We start from the raw sequence: 17,731 nt of genomic DNA, 5'->3' as shown, positions 1-17,731 counted from the left end.
GGTGCTCGCGGAATGAACTCGCCAGGAGCGCGTTGCACCGAGTGGAATCATCAGACATGACTCGGATCGCGCGTGCGAGCATGCGATTCCAAGGGAGTTCCCCGCACCACATTTCTCGATTTCTGAACGCAGAACGGACGACGCGAGCATGGCAATGCAGTTTGGTCTCAACACCTTCGGTGACATCACGCAGAATGCTGACGGCACACTCCTGCCCGAGCACGAGGTGATCCGGAACGTTGTCGCCGAGGGAGTGCTTGCCGACGAGGTCGGAATCGACGCATTCGGGATCGGCGAACACCACCGTGACGACTACGCGATTTCCGCGCCCGAGCCCGTACTGGCGGCGATTGCCGCGAAGACCAGCACCATTACGCTCGGAACCGCCGTCACTGTGCTCTCGAGCGATGACCCGGTGCGGCTCTACCAGCGTTTTGCAACGCTCGACGCGATTGCGAACGGTCGGAGCGAGCTCATTCTCGGACGAGGATCATTCACCGAGTCCTTCCCCTCTTCGGCTACAGCCTCGAGGACTACAACACCCTGTTCGAGCAGAAGCTTGAGCTGTTCGCCGAGCTCCAGCGCGAACGTCCGATTCGCGCAAGCGACCCCAGCCGTCCGGAACTCACGGGTCGCACGCTGTACCCGCGCACGCAGCGAGGAACGATTCCCGCCTGGATCGGGGTCGGTGGAACTCCGCAGTCCGTGATTCGTGCCGCGAGCTACGGGATGCCGCTCATGCTCGCCATCATCGGGGGAGCAGCGGAACGATTTGCGCCATTCGCCGACCTCTATCGGCGCGCGCTGACAGAACTCGGCCGAGAGCCGCTGCCGATCGGCGTGCACTCGCCCGGCCATGTGGCACCGAGCGATGAAGAAGCTCGCGATGAGCTCTGGCCGCACTACGAGCGATACGTCCGTCGTATCGGCGCCGAGCGTGGGTGGCCACCACCTCGTCGAGACGAGTTCGAAGCATCCGCGGGCTCAGCGGGAGCGCTGCTCGTCGGCTCGCCGGACACGGTCGCAGCGAAGATCGCGAAGACCGTGCAGGTGCTGGGACTCGAACGAATCGATATGAAGTACAGTCACGGCCGGCTCCCGCACGAGGCGATGATGCGCAGTATTTCGCTCTACGGTACCGAGGTGATCCCTCGGGTTCGTCGCCTGCTCGAAGCGCAAGACTCCTAGACCACACCGCCCGAACGCGCAGGTTCCGAGCGCTCCAGCGCAGACGTGGACGTCGGCGCAGACGTGGACGTCGCATTACGACGATGGGACGTCGATTGTTCGAGGGTCCACAGGCCATACTGGGTGCATGAGCCTCAGCCGTCCTCAACGTCAAAAAGTCATCGCTGGTGTGTGCGCTGGAATCGCGAACCGTTTTGGTTGGAGTCACACCGTGACTCGTGTCCTGACGGTCGCCTCACTGCTGCTGCCGGGTCCGCAGGTCATCCTGTACATCGTGTTGTGGATTCTGATTCCAAAGTCGCGATAGGTCGAAGAAAGCTCCCATGCTTCGCACTCTCGTGGCGTGGGGGTCCGAACGTGGATGAACTTCAGCGTGATTTTCGTTTGCGCTGAATGTTCTTCGGCGCGTTTCGCGTCTGCCGCGGGTAGAACGGGCGGTTGCGTTCCTTCGGTCGCTGGCTCTGCTTCTGCTTCTGCGGCTTCGCAGAGACTTCCGGTTCGTCCTTCAGCGACCCGCGACTCGAATTCGCGGTCCGACCACGGACGATTCCGACGAACTCTTGGCGAGCGTCGTCATTCTCGTCGCGAAGGTCTTTGTCCCAAATCAGTCCGACGGGCGCGAGCGGTTCGTCGGGCATCGGTCGCGAGACGACGTCGTTGCGTGCAAAAACTCGAGCAACCGACGCTGGAACGATCGCCATCGCCTCGCCGGTGGCGACTCGCTCGAATGTTTCTTTCGAATGGTCAGTGAGGATGTTCTCGCGGGCGAGCACTGCACGGTCGACCGCTTTCGAGTCTTCGAGTGGATGATCCTTGGTGAAGACGACCACGATCTGCTCTTCGTAGAGCATGATCTGATGAAAGTTCTCGTCCACGGGCAGTCGCGTGAGCGCCATGTCCGCGTCGAGCGCCTGGAGCGAGGGCACGATTTCAGGTTCCGGCAGAGGTGTCAGCACCAAACGATTGTCAGGAAAACGCTCGTTCCAGATGCGCCCCCATTTTCCTGGCATGACACCGGGAACGAACGCAACTCGAAGCATGGTCCCAAGCCTAACGAATGCCTGCGGTGACAGGTGCCGCGCACAGCGGATACCCTTGCAGAGTGAGCCAAGACCTGAAACCTGCGACCGCTGCCAAGAAACTCGGAATTCTGCTGCAGGCGACCCCTCCCGAGTTCCAAGAGGGGACGATCACTCGAGACGAGCTGCACATCCTGCAGACCGAGCCGCCTCAGTGGTTGATCGAGCTCCGCGAAAACGGACCGCACCCGAAAGACATCGTGGCGCACAAGCTCGGTATCTCGATCTCGGGGCTCGCCCGCCACGGCCAAGTCGAGCCGCTGACGACCGCGGAGATCCAGGAAATGCTCGAGAACAAGCCGAAGTGGCTCCATGAGGAGCGCGCTCGACACGCCTTCGTCATGGACGACCAGGCGCGCATCAAGGATCAGCGCAAAGCGAAGATCGCCAAGCGCAACGAAAGCGCATAGCTCCAGCCGATCCTCCTCATTCTTCGGGATGAGCGTTTTCCGCACTGCGGGGGAGTAGTCGCGCTCTGCCGCGCTGTTACGCTTTCGAATCGTGTCGTCTTACGTGTATCCCGGTGTCGTGGCGACCTTTGTCGGCTTCGCGGTCGCAATCATGTTGCTCGTTCCCCTGATTGCGATGAGTTATCGAAAACGAGGCGGAGTATCTCCGGCCCGTGCGCTCGGCTGGTTCGCTCTCGCGGTCTCCGCCTGCGCAATCTGGACGTACACGCTCTTGCCGATCCCAGACGGACCGTTCGAGTGTCGTGTGCCGAACCTCGACATGGTGCAGCCGCTCCGAGACGTTCGCGCTGAGGGGTATGGCTCGCTCGGTCAGGTCGTCCGAAACAGCGCACTCTGGCAGCTCGGGCTCAACGTCTTGCTCTTCATGCCGATCGGGTTCCTCATTCGCGCGCTGTTCGCGCGCGGCATCTTCGTTGCGACCTTCGTCGGGTTCGTGGTTTCCCTTGTGGTCGAGACGACGCAGCTCACGGGGATCTGGGGTGCCTACGACTGCGCGTACCGGCTCTTCGACGTCGCTGACCTCGCAACCAATACTTTCGGCGCGCTGCTTGGTTCCATCGTGGCTGCAATGTTCGTTTCCGGGCGACGCCGAGCCACTCGTGTGCCCTTGAGCGCTCCCGTCACGATCAGTCGCAGGCTCCTCGGGATGTTCTGCGATCTGCTCGCGTTCGGAACCCTCGGCTTCTTGGCGACCTTCGCCATGCCCTTCGTCTTCGCGGCGATTGATCGTCCGGCGCCGACGAACGAGGTCTTCCTCGGGCTCCTCCTGTCGGTGTCTCTGATTCCGCAACTCATCATGGTGCTGTCGCGTGGCGTCTCGATCGGCGAATGGGCGGTGCTCCTGCGACCACTTCGGGGAAGCTTCCGGTGCTCGTTTCGCGCGTCATCCGATTCCTTGTCGGCATTGGAGGATTCGGGATTCTGCTGTCATTCCCGATTCCGGGCGGCTCGTGGTTCGCGTTCGCACTTGCCGTGGCCTCGCTGATTTCGGTGTTCGTGACCTCTGGCCATCGTGGGCTCGCTGCAACGCTCGCGGGTACGCCGATCGTTGACGCCCGCCTGCGACAGGTGCAACCGGGAGTTCGCACATCTGTCGGAGGTCGGACGTAGAGTTCAGACGTGGATGTCTTGTTGTGGATCGAGCATGCGCACGTGCACCTCGCTCCGCTCGAGCCACCAGTGATCGAATCTTCCGGCGAAGCAGCGCCCAACGAGGCAGCACCCGGCACGGCCTCAGCACCGGTTCTCGAGTCTGCCCTTGCCTGCCCGCTCGCCGACCTCGCCTCGCTGATTTCCGAGGCACCGTGGTCGAGCGCGCGCTTCGTGCTCGAGGATGTTCGCACGAGCTACGTTCCGCTCATCGGTGCGGGTGTTCGTCTCCGTCGAGCCCTCGACCTGCGCTTATGCCGCGCGATTGTTGATCACACTCCGCTGGCAAGCGAGGAACCAGAAGCATCCTCTGGTGATCACCCCGGAATCCTCTCGGGAGGTGCAGCACAAGCCGACCATGACGCCCAACTCTCGTTCTCACTCTTCGACGATGCCACTCCGGAATTCGACACTGCTGCGTTGCACTCCTCGTACCTCCACGTGATGCAGCGCTTGCGGCGCGTCCCAGCACCAGAGCGGCTCGCCTTGCTCCTGGAAGCGGAATCCGTCGGTGCGCTGATCGCGACCGAGCTCAGCGCAACCGGATTGCCGTGGAGCACAGCGACGCACCTGCGGTATCTCGAGCGAGAACTCGGTCCGAAACCCGTGCACGGCGGTCGCCCCGCGAAGCTCGAAGCGATTGTGCAGGAGATCCGAGAGATCCTCGGAGATTCGAAGCTGAATCCGGAATCTGCGGCGTCGCTGCTGAAGGCGCTCCGCAAGGCCGGGCTCCAGGTGCAATCGACCTCGAAATGGGAGCTCCGTCGGGTCGAGCATCCCGTCATCGCGCCGCTCCAGGAGTTCAAGCGATTGCACCGCTTGATGACCGCGAACGGTTGGACCTGGATGCAACAGTGGGTCCGGGGTGATCGACTGCACACCGATTACGTGCCAGCGGGCGTCGTCACCGGCAGGTGGGCGACGCGAGGCGGCGGGGGCATGCAACTGCCGCGGTCCCTGCGCAGTGCGGCGGTCGCGGATCCCGGTTGGAAGTTCGTGATCGCCGATGCCGCACAGCTCGAGCCCCGTGTTCTCGCCGGGATGTCGCGAGACCTCGCGCTTGCTGCCGCCGGCCGCGGCTCCGACCTCTATCAGGGGCTCGTCGATGCCGGCGCTGTGCCAACGCGACAGGACGCAAAATTCGCCATGCTCGGCGCGCTCTACGGCGCAACGAGCGGAGCGGCTGGGCGCTTGCTGCCGCGACTGCGCTCGAACTTTCCACTCGCAATCGGCATGGTGGACGCTGCGGCGCTTGCGGGTGAACGCGGAGAGTACGTCGAGACCTGGCTCGGTCGGCGTTCGCCCGACCCGAGCGCACGGTGGCTCGCACTGCAGTCTGCGGCGAGCGCGGATGATGCGAATCCGGCTGCGGTTCGGGCTGCGAGTGCTGCTGCTCGCGAACGGGGTCGGTTCACCCGGAACTTCGTGGTGCAGGGGAGCGCAGCCGAATGGTCGGCATTCTGGATGGCGGGAATTCGAAAGCGGCTTTCCGCGCTCGACGACTCGGCCGGGAGTGCGGAACTCGTTTTCTTCCTGCACGACGAGATCATCGTGCACGCGCCCGAGCATCTCGCTGAAGCGTGCCTCGCGATCGTGCACGAGGCGGCTGCTGCCGCGGGCCGCGCGCTCTTCGGTTCGTTCCCGATCGAATTCAGGCTCAGCGCGTCGATCGCGAACGATTACGGCGCCGGAAAGGCGCTCACTGCTTCCCCGGAGGAGCGCATCGACGCCGCGATCGATGAAGAGGGCGAAATTCTAGAGTCGTGATGCATCGGCGATGCAGCAGCGATCATGCAGGAGTGCAGCAAGAGGAGCGGAGCAGATCGGCGAGTTTCGAATCACGACTGTCGATCTTTGGGGTCAAGATCCTTGCTCGTCGCCCCTGTGCGTCCACGACGTTTCGTCCGAGTGATCTCGTTGAGCACCTGCACGATCGCGAGGAGTTCTTCCGGTTCGGGATTCGCAACGCCTGATTCTCCGAGTGATGTCGTCGAGCGATAGTAGAGACCGTCCCCGACCAGTTGCACGAGCAGTGCGTGCGTGGAGTTTTGGAGCGTCCGCGTGAGGACCTCGTGCCACTTGCGTAGTGCCGAATCGATTGCGGCTCCGGCACGCGGATGATCGCCCGACTGGAAGAGTCTGAGGGCTGCGTCGAGCATGACGTCGAGATCCGAACCGAGATCGGCGCTCGTCGTGATGTACGCGTGCACCGGTCCTTCGGGAGAGTGTTCGATCGCCGCGCAGTCTGCGTCGACGAGCTCCTCGAGGCGAGCGATGACCCCGTCGACGAGCGCCGATTTCGAGCCGAAGTGGTAGAGCAGTCCGCCCTTTGAGACCCCCGCGGCGCGCGCGGTCGCTTCCAGGGTCGCGGCGCGCTCTCCGGTCACCGTTACGAGCAGAGAAAACTCTCGCAAGATCGTGTCTCGTACATCTGAGGCCGTCATTGTGCCAGAATAGCAGGCGGAAAACCGTCCAGACGGTACAGTAGAGGAATCATGCGTTTTACATCTCGTTCTAGTTCACCCTCGATCCAGCGTTGGCTGGCGCTCGTCGTGCTGATGCTGCCGGTCTTGCTCGTTGCGATCGACAACACAGTGCTGACCTTTGCGATGCCCGAAATCGCCCGTGACCTCGCCCCGAGCGCGACCACGCAACTGTGGATTATTGACGTGTACCCGCTCGTGCTCTCGACGCTTCTGATCGCATCGGGGAGTCTCGGTGACCGGTTCGGGCGGCGACTCCTCCTGATCATCGGATCGACCGGGTTCGTCGTGCTCTCGATCGCGGCGGCCTTCGCACCCAGCGCGGAGTGGCTGGTCGTCTTCCGTGCACTCATGGGTGTTTTCGGCGCAGCGATCATGCCGGCGACGCTCTCGCTCCTGCGCACTATCTTCTCGGATCGAAATGAACGCCGACTCGCTATTGCCATCTGGGCCTCCGGGTTCTCTGCAGGCTCAGCGATCGGACCGCTCGTCGGTGGATTGCTTCTCGAACACTTCTGGTGGGGCAGCGTCTTCCTCATCGCCGTACCGGTGCTGCTGCCGCTTCTGATTTTCGCGCCGAAGCTGCTGCCGGAATCCCGCGATGACAACCCGGGACCGATCGATGCGGTCGCGATCGGCTTGTCGATGGCGACCTTCGGCCTCCTTGTCTTCGGCATCAAGCACCTCGGCTCGTACGGATTCGATCTCGTGGTTGCGGCATCCTTCATCGGGAGTGTGATTGCCGGATTTGCCGTGGTGCGCCGGTTGCTCGGTCAGTCGAACCCGATGCTCGATGTCCGGCTGTTCCGCAATGGTGCCTTCTCCGGAAGCGTGATCGTCAACCTCGTGAGCGTGCTCGCGCTCGTTGGTTTCTTGTTCTTCGCGGCGCAGCACCTGCAGCTCATCGAAGGGCTCAGCCCGTTCGTTGCGGCGCTCGTTCTCGTTCCAGGAATCGGTGCAGTCGTGTTCTCGGGGCTCTTTGTGGTCCGGCTCGTGCGACGCTTCTCGCCGAAATCACTCATGATCCTCGGGCTCTCGCTTTCGGGGAGTGCGTACGTCACCATGGCACTCTTCGGTGAGCACTCCACCCCAATGAGCATCATGGGCTCGTTCGTCCTCCTCGGCCTCGGCGTTGGTATGGCCGAGACGCTGGCCAACGACTACGTGGTCTCGAGTGTGCCCGCAGGAAAAGCCGGAGCGGCATCGGCCGTTTCTGAAACGGCGTACGAACTCGGCGCGGTGCTCGGAACCTCGATCCTCGGCAGCATCTTGAGCGCGAGTTACCGTTCCGCGCTGGTGCTCCCGAGCGGCCTCACCGCGCAGCAGGCACGCGACGCGGGCGAAACCCTCGGTGGTGCGGTCGGTGTTGCCGACGATCTCCCGAGCCCGCTCTCCGAGCAACTCGCGGAAGCCGCCGGTGTCGCCTTCGACTCGGGCTTCGTGACGACCTCGTGGATCGGGTTCGCGCTCATGGCCGTCGCGATCGTGGTGGTCGCGATCGCACTGCGCCACAGGGGAGCGGCTACCGGGCAGATTTCGGTGCAAGCACCTGCAGCGCATTCTCCCGAACCGAAATAACCGCTGGGAGTAGGCCCAGATCCTCACCGTCGCCATACACGCGAGTTGGGCGGTCCGCCTCGATCACGAATGAGTTCCCGTCGTGGAACTCGACGTCGGATCGCCCTGCGTGGGCTCCGGTCTTGGCCTGACGGAGAAACGCGACGATTGCGGTGAGGGGCGCGCGCACCAACATCGCGCGCGCCTTGCCTCCGCGAAGCGATGCTCCGGGAATCATGTGCAGACCGTTACCGTACATTCCTGATTTTCCGACCGCGACGAGATGTGAGCGGAGCGAAGTCCGAGCACCGTCGATTTCCACAGTGAAGTTCCTCGCGCGCCATTGCAGCACGCTCAAGAACGGTGCAACGCGGTACGCGACGACGCCGGGAAGCCAGCGCATCGAGTTGATGATCCGGTTCGCAACCGCATCGATGCCGCAGTACGCGTTCCCGACGACGAGCGTTCCGTTGACCAGGAGCGCGTCGATCATCTGCGGTTCCGCGCTCAGCAGGAGCTCGCTCAGCTCGTTCGTCGTTTTGGGGAGCCGCAAGGCAGCAGCAAAGTCATTGCCGCGTCCGGCCGGAACGACCGCGAGTATTCCCTGGTGGATTGCCACCCCAGCGGCGACGTCGCGCACGAGACCGTCGCCACCGACAGCGACGACGATGCGACCGCGGGCGGCGGCGTCGGCTGCGGTCGCTTCAGCATGAACCCGGCTCTCCGTGGTCACGGTTTCGACATTGAACCCAAGGTCTTGGAGCGAACCACCGACTGCTTCCCAGACCAACGCGGCCTCGCCGGATCCGGAGATCGGGTTCACGCAGGCGGTAAAGGCACGCCTCATGTCGCGTGGATCGCTTTCATGGTCAACATTGTTGCACTCTCGCGCTCCTTGGCCTCCAGCGAGGTGTGCGGCAGGATGGAGGTCTGCGACTGTTGCCCACGAGGCCCTCGCAGTGGAATGCAAAGGAGCACACAATGAGCACTGTCATCGTCGGCTACCGCCGGACCCCATTCGTGAAATTCTGTGGCGTTTTCGCGCAAGTTTCCTCCGTCACTCTCGGCGCCCATGCTGCGAAAGCCGCGCTTGCTTCGGCAGGGGTCAGTCCTGATTCCGTCGACCAGGTGGTCGTCGGGCAGGTCCTGCAGGCAGGGGTCGGACAAAACCCGCCACGCCAAACCGCAGTCGCTGCTGGCGTTCCAATGCGTGTGCCGGCCATCGGTATCAATGCCGTGTGTCTTTCCGGGGCAGAAGCTGTCGTCGCAGCGCACCGCCTGATCGCAATGGGTGAGGCCGATGTCGTGCTGGTCGTCGGTCAAGAATCGATGTCGCTCGCTCCGCACGCTTGGAATGCTCGTGCCGGCCACAAATTCGGTCCCGTGGCGACGCTCGACACGATGGAGTTCGACGGCTTGACGGACGCGTTCCAACGGCAGTCGATGGGTGCATCGACGGAGTCCTTCAACGAGAAGTTCGACGTAACCCGCGACGTGCAGGACGCCTTCGCAGCGTCCTCCCACGAACGAGTCGTCGCTGCACAAGCGGCCGGAGTCTTCGAGCAGGAGATTTCGCCGATCGAGGTCGCGCAGGGAAGAACAACGGTCATGGTTTCCAGCGACGACGGTGTTCGCGCCGAGACGACTGCGGAATCGCTCGGTACGCTCCGAGGAGCGTTCGCAAAGGACGGCACGATCACAGCGGGGAACGCGAGCCAGTTGAGCGACGGCGCAGCGGCTCTCGTGCTCACGTCCTCGGAGTACGCGGCGCGCCACGGTCTCTCGCCGCTCGCTGAGGTCCTGTCAACGCGAACCGTCGCCGGTGATGATGTTTCGCTGCACACGCAACCCTCGGATGCGATTGAACGGGCACTCTCGAACGCGGGATTGCAGACGAACGATCTCCGAGCGGTCGAGATCAATGAGGCATTCGCAGCCGTGGGAGTCGTCTCGACTGCGGCGCTCGGTGTCGACCCTGCAATCGTCAATGCGAACGGCGGAGCGATTGCCCTCGGTCACCCGATCGGCGCCTCGGGCGCACGAATCGCGGGTCACCTGGCGATGCGACTCCGAGCGCTCGGTGACGGAGCGGTCGGCGCGCTCGGAATTTGCGGTGGTGGTGGCCAAGGCACAGCGATCGTCCTCAGAGCAGTCGCCTCGTAATCTGCGTTGCTTGGTCGTTCGCAGGAATGCGCTCTCCCTCGGGTGCGTTGTCCTCTGCTGTGAGTGACCAGATCGATTTTCCATTTCCCGTCAGCGTCCTTGATCTTGCGATCAACGATCAAGGAACCTCGTTCCGCGACACCTTCGCCGCGAGCGTGGAACTTGCGCGGGCGGCAGAGCGATCCGGATTCACGAGGCTTTGGTACGCCGAGCATCACAACATGAAGGACATCGCTTCGAGCGCGACGAGCGTGCTCATCGAGCACGTCGCGAGTAAGACCGAGAGCATCAGGATCGGCGCGGGCGGCATCATGCTGCCGAACCATTCGCCGCTCGTGATCGCGGAGCAGTTCGGGACGCTCGCGACCCTGCATCCTGGTCGTATCGACCTCGGGCTCGGGCGTGCGCCGGGTGGTGACCAGGTGATGCTGCAGGCTCTTGGTCGTTCCTACGAGGATGCGGAGGCATTTCCTCGTGATGTACAGCGCCTGCAGGCGTATCTCGCGGGCCGCTCGATCGTGCCCAATGTGCAGTCGTATCCGATTCCGGAGCAGCCGGTCGAGTTCTTCATCCTCGGCTCGAGCCTGTTCGGGGCGAGCCTGGCAGCACAGCTGGGTTTGCCGTTTGCCTTCGCATCGCACTTCGCCCCGCAGCAGTTGCACAATGCCAGCCGTTTGTACCGGAGCGAGTTCACGCCGAACGAGCAGGGCTCGAAGCCACACCTGATCGTCGCGGCGAACGTCTTCGCGGCCGAGTCTGAGGACCTTGCGAAGCAGCGCTACCAGGCGGTTCTTCGCTCACGGACGAAGCGTTTCTTGCGCCCGGGCACGAACTACTCGGATGATGAGCTCGATGCGCTTCTCGAGACGCCGGGCGCGGCATCCATCAAGGAAATGATGCGATACAGCGCAGTTGGCGACGAGTCGATCGTTCGAGCCTGGCTCGACGAACTCGTGCGCGAGACGAGCGCGGACGAATTGATGCTCGGGTTCCAAGGTCGCTCCACAAACGAGCGACTCGAATCACTCGAACGCACGGCAGTTGCATTGCGCTCGGTGACGCCAGAGTTGGGTTAAGGATCATCCGAGAGAGGGTTCTTTGCTCAGTGCGAATCCCGTAGGCTAGAAGTTGAGCAAGAGGTTGAACGATTGGAGGTCGGGATGAGCAATACGCCTGACGCTGGAGAGAACGAGAACCGCGCTGACGACAGCAAACGGAATCTCGACACCACGCAGTCCTTTAACGAGGAATACAGTCGTCAACTCGCATCGATGCTCGTCGACGCTGCTCCCGACGACAAAGAGGCGATCGCGGCCTTGCCATCTGGTTCTGCGCTGCTGATTGTCCGTCGCGGTCCCAACGTTGGTTCCCGTTTTCTGCTCGACCAGGACTCCACGATCGCAGGTCGGCACCCGAACGCCGACATCTTTCTCGATGACGTCACGGTCTCGCGCAAGCACGCCGAATTCATCCGCACTGGCAACGCCTTCGAAGTTCGCGACCTGGGTTCCTTGAACGGAACGTACTTCGAGGGCTCGCGAGTCGACCGAGCACCCCTCACCGATGGCACAGTCGTCCAGGTCGGAAAGTTCCGCCTCACGTTCTACGCCTCGCGTCAGGATCTGCTCGGCGGGGCAATCTAGCGATGGCTGTAGCCGGCGCCAAGAAGAGTGCGGGCCTGCTGAGCATCGGTCAGGTGCTCGCACGGCTCACCCCAGATTTCCCGGATCTCACTCCGTCGAAACTGCGCTTCCTCGAAGAACAGGGATTGATCGAGCCAGACCGTACTCCGAGCGGATATCGGAAGTTCTCGGGCTCTGATGTCGAACGTCTTCGCTTCATCCTCACGATGCAGCGCGACCACTATCTCCCGCTCAAGGTCATTCTCGGACACCTCGAAGAACTCGACGCCGGTCGCACCCCCGCGATCCCCGGACCGAACATCTCTGTCGTAGCGCCGAGCATTCTCAGCGCGAAGCGACGCCTCGACCGCGACGAGCTCTCGGCGGCGACGGGAGCGAGCAAGCAGTTGCTGACCGAAGCAATGAGTGCGCAGTTGATCCCGAGCGGCGAGTATTTTGACGACGATGCCGTCACGATTGTGTCCGCGCTCGTCGAACTCGAGCGCTACGGAATTGAGCCACGGCACCTTCGCGGAATGCGCGCAGCCGCTGACCGCGAAGCCTCCTTGATCGAGCTCGCCGTCCGGCCCGTGCATGCGAAGCCTGGATCAGCCAATGCGGTCCGTGCTCGGGAAGCCACGCGCGAGCTCGCGGACAACTTGGCGACCATTCGAGAGAAGATCGGCGCCCAAGCAATTCGGGCGCTCTCGCGCTAAACTCAAATCGACCGAGCAACTCGCCGACACGCGCGGTGTATCCGGGTTTCGGTCTGAACGATCACTACAGTCATGAGTGAAGGTTCAACCGCAACTTGAATGTTGCGACGATGAGAGGCAGTCCATGGACGAGGGAACACCGAAGACACCGAGCTTCGGCCAGGAGGTCCTCTTTACGGACGGTCTGCCAGACTTCGGCGACGATGAAGGCTTCCGTGGAGCGATTGCCGCTGATGCCGCTGGGATTACCTACCGTCAGCTCGACTACTGGGCTCGCACGGCACTCGTGGTTCCAACCGTTCGAGGCGCCGCAGGCTCAGGTTCGCAGCGCTTGTACTCGTTCCGCGACATCCTCGTACTGAAACTCGTCAAGCGCCTGCTCGACACCGGCATCTCGCTGCAGCAGATTCGTGTCGCGGTCGAGCAATTGCGAGAAGCAGGCGTGAACGACCTTGCTCAGACCACCCTCATGAGCGATGGCGCGAGTGTCTACCTGTGTACTTCGAACGACGAGGTCATCGACCTGCTTGGCCGAGGCCAGGGTGTCTTTGGCATCGCGGTCGGCAAGGTTCTGCGCGAGGTCGAGTCGCAGTTGATCGAACTGGATTTGAGCCCGATCGCGCAGCCCGAAAACGATGAGCTCGCAGCGCGTCGTGCTCGTCGAAGCCGCGCCTCCTAAACTTCGCACACCTGATGCGTGTGTAGAAAAGAGCCCCTGTGATCTCGGATCGCAGGGGCTCTTTCTTTTCGAACTGCTGAAGAATGCAGCGAGTTGCGCTACTTGGATTTCTTGTCGTCGTCCTCGTCGAGCACGTTGTACGCCTGCGTGTTCTCGAGCGCATCGTCCGAGTCGTTCTCGGGCGCCGAGACCGCTGAAGCCTCGTCGTCCTCGGGGGCGCTCACTGCGCTCTCGATAGACAAACTGCTGAGGTCGATCGCATCGCTGTCACTGTCCCGCGCGCTCTGGCTGGCAGCGACGTCGGCGTCCCGGGCTGCTGTAGGCGCAGGAATCGGTGAGGCAGCGTGATCTTCTTCGAGACCAGCGGCTCCGAGCACACGCAGCAGCAGGTCGTCGAAGAGTGCCGCGATCTCCTGCGCGCCCTCGCCTGGCCAGACGTGCAGCGGACGGGCGGCGCCCTGTGCCTGCTGCATTGATGTGCGCTCGGGGAGGACGGGGTCGAGCACGAGCGGGCCGAACATGTCCTTGAGTTCCTGAATGCGGAACTGGTGTTCGAGTGACTGTGGGCGAGCGCGGTTGATCACGATTCCGAGCGGCTGCAGGCGCGAAGAGAGGCCGCGACGGATCTCCTCGATCGCACGAAGTGCACGGTCGGCTGCAGCGACGGAGAACAGCCCTGGCTCGGTTACGACCATGACCCGGTCGCTCGCGGTCCAGCCGGTGCGCGTCAGAGCGTTGAGCGATGGTGCACAGTCGATCAATACAAGGTCGTAGTCGTTCTCGACGGTCGCCAGCGCGGTTTCGAGCTTCCAGATGTCTTTGATCGTCGGATGCGGTCCGTCGAAGTTGATCGCTGAGGGGCTGCCGATGAGCACGTCGACCGTGCCGGTGTGACCGCTTGCCCAGCCCGAAGGTGCGATTGCCTGCTTCACAATCTTGTCTTTTGGATTCGCGAGCACGTCGGCGATATTGAGCTTGCCCGCGATCTGGATATCCATGCCGGTCGAGGCGTCCGACTGCGGATCAAGGTCTACGACGAGCGTCCGGAGTCCTTTCGCGAAGGCCGCAGAGGCGAGTCCGAGCGTGACCGTCGTCTTACCGACGCCGCCCTTGAGTGAAGAAATCGAGAGTACGTGCACAGCATAGAACTCTACCTTGACTAGTCTTGAACCACTCGATGACGCGTCCTGCTCAGCTTTTTCCAACGGGGAGAATCCATGTTTCGCAAGATTTTGGTAGCTAATCGCGGTGAAATCGCGATCCGTGCGTTTCGCGCTGCAAACGAACTCGGTATCCGCACCGTGGCTGTCTACGCCTGGGAAGACCGTAACTCTTTGCACCGCCAGAAGGCCGATGAGGCCTACCAGATTGGCGAGGAGGGGCATCCGGTTCGGGCATATCTGAGCGTCGACGAAATTATTCGTGTCGCGACCGAATCGGGCGCGGACGCGATCTACCCGGGGTACGGCTTTTTGAGCGAGAACCCGCAGCTCGCCACCGCGGCTGAAGCCGCAGGAATCACGTTTGTTGGCCCGGGCGCGTCGGTGCTCGGTATGGCAGGAAACAAGGTCACGGCGAAAGAGCACGCGATCGCCGCGGGTGTTCCCGTGCTCGCCTCGACTCCTGCGACGACTGACCTCGATGCGCTGCTCGCAGGCGCAGACGAGATCGGCTTCCCGGTGTTTGCAAAGGCGGTCGCCGGTGGCGGTGGACGCGGAATGCGTCTCGTGCAGTCGCGTGAAGAGCTGCGACCTGCCCTCGAAGAGGCGATGCGCGAGGCCGAGAGCGCCTTCGGCGACGGCACCATGTTCATCGAGCAGGCAGTGGTTCGCCCCCGGCACATCGAAGTGCAGATCCTTGCTGACGCGCAGGGCAACACCGTGCACTTGTTCGAACGCGACTGCTCGGTCCAGCGTCGCCACCAGAAGGTCGTCGAGATCGCGCCGGCGCCGAATCTCGATGAGAAAACGCGTCAAGCGATGTACGCAGACGCGATCGCCTTCGCAAAGTCCATCGGTTACGTCAACGCCGGTACGGTCGAGTTCCTGCTCGACACTGCCGGTGAGCGCGCCGGTGAGCACGTCTTCATCGAGATGAACCCGCGCATTCAGGTCGAGCACACCGTCACTGAGGAGATCACCGATGTCGATCTCGTGCAGTCGCAGATGCGAATTGCAGCGGGGGAGAGCCTCGAAGACCTCGGGCTTACTCAGGACCAGATCACGATGCACGGTGCTGCGCTCCAGTGCCGAGTGACGACCGAGAACCCGGCGAACGGTTTCCGACCTGACACCGGCCGCATCACGGCGTACCGCTCACCGGGTGGCGCAGGCGTACGCCTCGACGGTGGAACGATCAACCCGGGCAGCGAGATCAGCCCGCACTTCGACTCGATGCTCGCGAAGGTCACGTGCCGCGGCCGCGACCTGCCGAGCGCGATCAAGCGTGCGCACCGAGCGGTCAGCGAATTCCGTATTCGTGGTGTCGCCTCGAACATCCCGTTCCTGCTCAACCTGCTCGAAGACGAGCAGTTCCTCGCCGGAGACCTCTCGACGCACTTCATCGAGGAACACCCGGAGCTCACGCGCATCAAGCCGCCGCGCGACCGTGCGAGCAAGGTACTGGCATGGCTTGCTGACGTCACGGTCAACAAGCCGAACGGGACCGCCGACGGCGTCATCAACCCTTCGCTGAAGCTGCCGACGATCGACCTCGAAACGCCAGCCCCGGCCGGGTCGCGTCAGCGTTTGCTCGAACTCGGTCCGAAGGGATTCGCCTCGGCCCTGCGCGAGCAGAAGGCACTCGCGATCACCGACACCACCTTCCGTGACGCACACCAGTCGCTCTTGGCGACTCGCGTTCGCACGAAGGACCTCGCGCAGATCGCGCCCTACGTGGCGCGAATGACTCCGGAACTCCTCTCGGTTGAAGCCTGGGGTGGCGCGACCTACGACGTCGCACTCCGATTCCTCGGCGAAGACCCATGGGAACGTCTCGGCGCGCTTCGCGAAGCAATGCCCAACCTCGCGATTCAGATGCTGTTGCGCGGCCGGAACACGGTTGGCTACACCCCGTACCCGACTCGCGTCACCACAGCGTTCGTCGATGAGGCAGCGGCGACCGGTGTCGACATCTTCCGGATCTTCGACGCACTCAATGACGTCAACCAGATGCGTCCCGCCATCGACGCGGTGCTCGAGAACGGTGCGAGTGTCGCTGAAGTGGCGCTGTGCTACTCGGGCGACATGCTGAACCCAGGTGAAGACCTCTACACGCTCGACTACTACCTCGGGCTCGCGGAGAAGATCGTCTCGAGTGGGGCGCACATCCTTGCGATCAAGGACATGGCAGGGCTTCTGCGCGCCGGTGCGGCGACAAAGCTCGTCACTGCGCTCCGCGAGAACTTCGATGTTCCCGTCCACGTGCACACGCACGACACCGCGGGTGGCCAGCTCGCGACGCTCATCGCAGCCGCGAACGCTGGTGCGGACGCGGTCGATGTCGCGAACGCGGCAATGGCAGGCACCACAAGCCAGCCGAGCATGTCCGCGTTGATTGCGGCACTGTCGAACACGGATCGTGACACCGGCATTTCGCTTGCCGCCGCGAGCGATTTGGAACCCTACTGGGAGGCCGTCCGTCGTCTCTACAAGCCGTTCGAGTCCGGACTTCCGGGCCCGACCGGTCGCGTCTACAATCACGAGATTCCAGGCGGGCAGCTCTCGAACCTGCGCCAGCAGGCGATCGCACTCGGATTGGCTGACAACTTCGAGCTGATCGAAGACTGGTATGCCGCTGCGAACCGTATTCTCGGTCGCCCGACGAAGGTGACCCCATCATCGAAGGTGGTCGGTGACCTCGCGCTGCAGATGGCCGCGACGAACGTCGACCCCGACGACTTCGAGAAGAACCCGAACAAGTACGACATCCCGGACTCCGTGATCGGCTTTATGGCGGGCGAACTCGGTGACCTTCCCGGTGGGTGGCCAGAGCCATTCCGGACGAAGGTGCTCGAGGGCCGCACGATCAAGCACGGCATCACCGAGCTCACGGAAGCACAGGAAGCTGAACTCGCGGAGCCGGGTCGTGCACGGCAGGACTCGCTCAACGCGCTGTTGTTCCCTGGGCCGACGAAGGATTACCTCGCGACCAAGGAAGAGTACGGCGACCTCTCCGTTATCGACACGATCGACTACCTCTACGGCATTCAGGACGAGGGCGAGCACACGGTCAGCATCGGTAAGGGTGTCGTTCTCACGGTGGGTCTCGAGGCGATCGGCAAGCCCGGCGACGACGGCATCGTGACCGTCATGACCGTGCTCGGCGGACAGCTCCGTCCCGTGTACGTCCGCGACCGCAGCGTCAAGGTCGACAAAGCGGCGACCGAGAAGGCAGACAGCTCGAATGAAGGCCACGTTGCTGCGCCGTTCGCGGGTGCCGTCACCATCCAGGTTGCCGTTGGCGACACGGTCGCTCCCGGTCAGCCGGTCGCCACGATCGAGGCGATGAAGATGGAGGCGGCGATCACCTCCCAGATCGCGGGCACGATCGAACGGCTTGCGATTTCCGGCACCAGCCCGGTTGAATCGGGAGACCTGCTCGTCGTCGTGAAGCCAAGCTAAGGG

The 17,731-nt window shown here is 62.9% G+C and carries 14 protein-coding genes and 2 pseudogenes; 12 read left to right on the top strand and 4 right to left on the bottom strand.

From position 1 onward, the window contains the following. The first annotated feature begins 148 nt into the window (after window positions 1-148). A pseudogene (locus tag U2H20_RS03380) lies at window positions 149-1,188 on the top strand (LLM class flavin-dependent oxidoreductase). Window positions 1,189-1,315: 127 nt separating this feature from the next. Then, entirely contained in the window at window positions 1,316-1,495 is a 180-nt protein-coding gene (locus U2H20_RS03375) for a PspC domain-containing protein (RefSeq protein ID WP_430593087.1), read from the top strand. Between the two features lie 61 nt (window positions 1,496-1,556). Here the strand turns inward: U2H20_RS03375 and U2H20_RS03370 are convergent, their stop codons facing one another. Then, entirely contained in the window at window positions 1,557-2,228 is a 672-nt protein-coding gene (locus U2H20_RS03370) for a LysR family transcriptional regulator substrate-binding protein (protein ID WP_430593086.1), read from the bottom strand. Window positions 2,229-2,290: 62 nt separating this feature from the next. Between U2H20_RS03370 and U2H20_RS03365 the strand changes: the two genes are divergently transcribed. The 3 genes from U2H20_RS03365 (at window position 2,291) to U2H20_RS03355 (ending at window position 5,653) form a co-directional block, all read left to right on the top strand. Beyond that, the gene (locus U2H20_RS03365) at window positions 2,291-2,677 is read left to right on the top strand and encodes a DUF5997 family protein (protein WP_430593085.1); all 387 of its coding nucleotides are present in this window, start codon (window positions 2,291-2,293) and stop codon (window positions 2,675-2,677) included. Window positions 2,678-2,768: 91 nt separating this feature from the next. Beyond that, entirely contained in the window at window positions 2,769-3,722 is a 954-nt protein-coding gene (locus U2H20_RS03360) for a VanZ family protein (protein WP_430593084.1), read from the top strand. Between the two features lie 134 nt (window positions 3,723-3,856). Then, the gene (locus U2H20_RS03355) at window positions 3,857-5,653 is read left to right on the top strand and encodes a bifunctional 3'-5' exonuclease/DNA polymerase (RefSeq protein ID WP_430593083.1); all 1,797 of its coding nucleotides are present in this window, start codon (window positions 3,857-3,859) and stop codon (window positions 5,651-5,653) included. A gap of 71 nt (window positions 5,654-5,724) precedes the next feature. Here U2H20_RS03355 and U2H20_RS03350 read toward each other — a convergent pair whose 3' ends face one another. Continuing rightward, entirely contained in the window at window positions 5,725-6,330 is a 606-nt protein-coding gene (locus U2H20_RS03350) for a TetR/AcrR family transcriptional regulator (RefSeq protein ID WP_430593082.1), read from the bottom strand. 51 nt (window positions 6,331-6,381) lie between these two features. Between U2H20_RS03350 and U2H20_RS03345 the strand changes: the two genes are divergently transcribed. Then, window positions 6,382-7,947 (top strand): MFS transporter, encoded by a 1,566-nt coding sequence (locus U2H20_RS03345; RefSeq protein WP_430593081.1) that lies wholly within the window; start codon window positions 6,382-6,384, stop codon window positions 7,945-7,947. Here U2H20_RS03345 and U2H20_RS03340 read toward each other — a convergent pair. Beyond that, on the bottom strand, window positions 7,892-8,773 hold the full coding sequence (locus tag U2H20_RS03340) for a diacylglycerol/lipid kinase family protein (RefSeq protein ID WP_430593080.1): 882 nt from the start codon (window positions 8,771-8,773) through the stop codon (window positions 7,892-7,894). The genes U2H20_RS03345 and U2H20_RS03340 overlap by 56 nt on opposite strands. A gap of 134 nt (window positions 8,774-8,907) precedes the next feature. Between U2H20_RS03340 and U2H20_RS03335 the strand changes: the two genes are divergently transcribed. From U2H20_RS03335 to U2H20_RS03315, 5 genes are all read left to right on the top strand, one after another. Further along, entirely contained in the window at window positions 8,908-10,089 is a 1,182-nt protein-coding gene (locus U2H20_RS03335) for an acetyl-CoA C-acyltransferase (RefSeq protein WP_430593079.1), read from the top strand. 26 nt (window positions 10,090-10,115) lie between these two features. Further along, window positions 10,116-11,165 (top strand): LLM class flavin-dependent oxidoreductase, encoded by a 1,050-nt coding sequence (locus U2H20_RS03330; RefSeq protein WP_430593078.1) that lies wholly within the window; start codon window positions 10,116-10,118, stop codon window positions 11,163-11,165. Between the two features lie 84 nt (window positions 11,166-11,249). After that, entirely contained in the window at window positions 11,250-11,732 is a 483-nt protein-coding gene (locus tag U2H20_RS03325) for an FHA domain-containing protein (protein WP_430593077.1), read from the top strand. A gap of 2 nt (window positions 11,733-11,734) precedes the next feature. Beyond that, window positions 11,735-12,427, top strand: a complete 693-nt coding sequence (locus tag U2H20_RS03320; protein ID WP_430593076.1) for a MerR family transcriptional regulator — start codon at window positions 11,735-11,737, stop codon at window positions 12,425-12,427. Between the two features lie 124 nt (window positions 12,428-12,551). Then, the gene (locus tag U2H20_RS03315; protein ID WP_430593075.1) at window positions 12,552-13,106 is read left to right on the top strand and encodes a MerR family transcriptional regulator; all 555 of its coding nucleotides are present in this window, start codon (window positions 12,552-12,554) and stop codon (window positions 13,104-13,106) included. Window positions 13,107-13,468: 362 nt separating this feature from the next. On the opposite strand, the pseudogene U2H20_RS03310 reads toward U2H20_RS03315, so the two are convergent. Beyond that, window positions 13,469-14,245 (bottom strand): annotated as a pseudogene (locus U2H20_RS03310) (ParA family protein); the annotation flags it as partial. Window positions 14,246-14,323: 78 nt separating this feature from the next. Between U2H20_RS03310 and U2H20_RS03305 the strand changes: the two are divergent. Further along, window positions 14,324-17,728 carry a pyruvate carboxylase gene (locus U2H20_RS03305; RefSeq protein ID WP_430593074.1) on the top strand — a complete coding sequence of 1,135 codons (3,405 nt, stop codon included), beginning with the start codon at window positions 14,324-14,326 and terminating at the stop codon, window positions 17,726-17,728. Window positions 17,729-17,731 lie beyond the last annotated feature (3 nt).

This window comes from Humidisolicoccus flavus (assembly GCF_045689595.1).
Classification (GTDB): Bacteria; Actinomycetota; Actinomycetes; order Actinomycetales; family Microbacteriaceae; genus Humidisolicoccus; species Humidisolicoccus flavus.
The sequence above is the reverse complement of the archived record's forward strand: the minus strand, read 5'-3'. Positions and strand labels throughout refer to the sequence as shown.